The 912-nt window shown below is 70.0% G+C and carries 1 protein-coding gene; it reads right to left on the minus strand.

Going from position 1 to position 912, the window contains the following annotated elements:
* On the minus strand, positions 1–912 hold a 912-nt coding region (locus tag E3D03_RS20960; RefSeq protein ID WP_263568549.1), incomplete at both ends, for a phage terminase large subunit family protein.

A 912-nucleotide genomic window follows, 5' to 3' on the forward strand; every position in this document is an offset into this window, starting at 1 on the left:
CCGCCCTCGGTCGCGTCGACGAAGGTCGGCCCCGACACCGGGCTCGAGCGGTTGAACCCCTCGACGCCCTTCACCGGCGACACCTGCCCAAACCCCTGCGCCCGCGACCAGCCGTAGACCGCCGGGGCCTCGTAGCCGGTGTCGATGGCGAGCCGGGCGATCCTGAGATGCGCGCCGCGTTCATGCTGCCAGGACCGGTCAAGCAGCGCGGTCAGTTCCGACCACGCGTCATGCCGATCCGGCCCGCCCTCGATCACGACGTGATCGACGAGCCAGCTTTCCAGTCCACGCCCCCAGGCCCAGACATCGACCTCGATCCGGTCCTTCTGCACGTCGGCCCCGGCCGTCAGGAACAGCCCGCCCGCGGGCACCGTGCCGGATTGCCAGCGCTCGCGCCGGTCGTAGAGCCGCTGCCAGTCCGGCGCTTCGCCGGTCTCGACCCATGTCTCGCCGAGGATCGTGTTGCGGAACGCCTTGATCGCCTCGTCCGACCCCTGTGCCGCGTCCCATGCCCGCACCATCCGCTCCCAGCTCAGCCAGCCGATCGGCGAGTATAGCGCCGAGAGGTGATACCCGACCGTGGTCGGATCGGCGGCCGTGGCGGTCGCCCGCCATTCGCCGCTCTCCAGCATCGCCGTCTTGTGGTGTTCCGCGATTGCCGCGTCGCAGCCCTCGCAATGATACTCCGCCGTCTCTGGGCGGCCCTTCTGCCAGCGCAGCCGGTCGAACTTCAGCCATTGCGCGTGGCCACAATGCGGGCACGGCACGAAGAACCGCCGCTGGTCACTCGCCTCGTATTCCCGCTCGATCCGGCTCAGCCCCCGGATCGTGGGCGTCGAGACCAGCAGCACCTTGCGCCGATGGGCGAAGGTCAAGGATCGGGCCTCGGCCAGCGTGACCGGATCGCCTTCC

The sequence above is a fragment of the Paracoccus sp. DMF genome, assembly GCF_004407025.1.
Taxonomy (GTDB): Bacteria; Pseudomonadota; Alphaproteobacteria; order Rhodobacterales; family Rhodobacteraceae; genus Paracoccus; species Paracoccus aminovorans_B.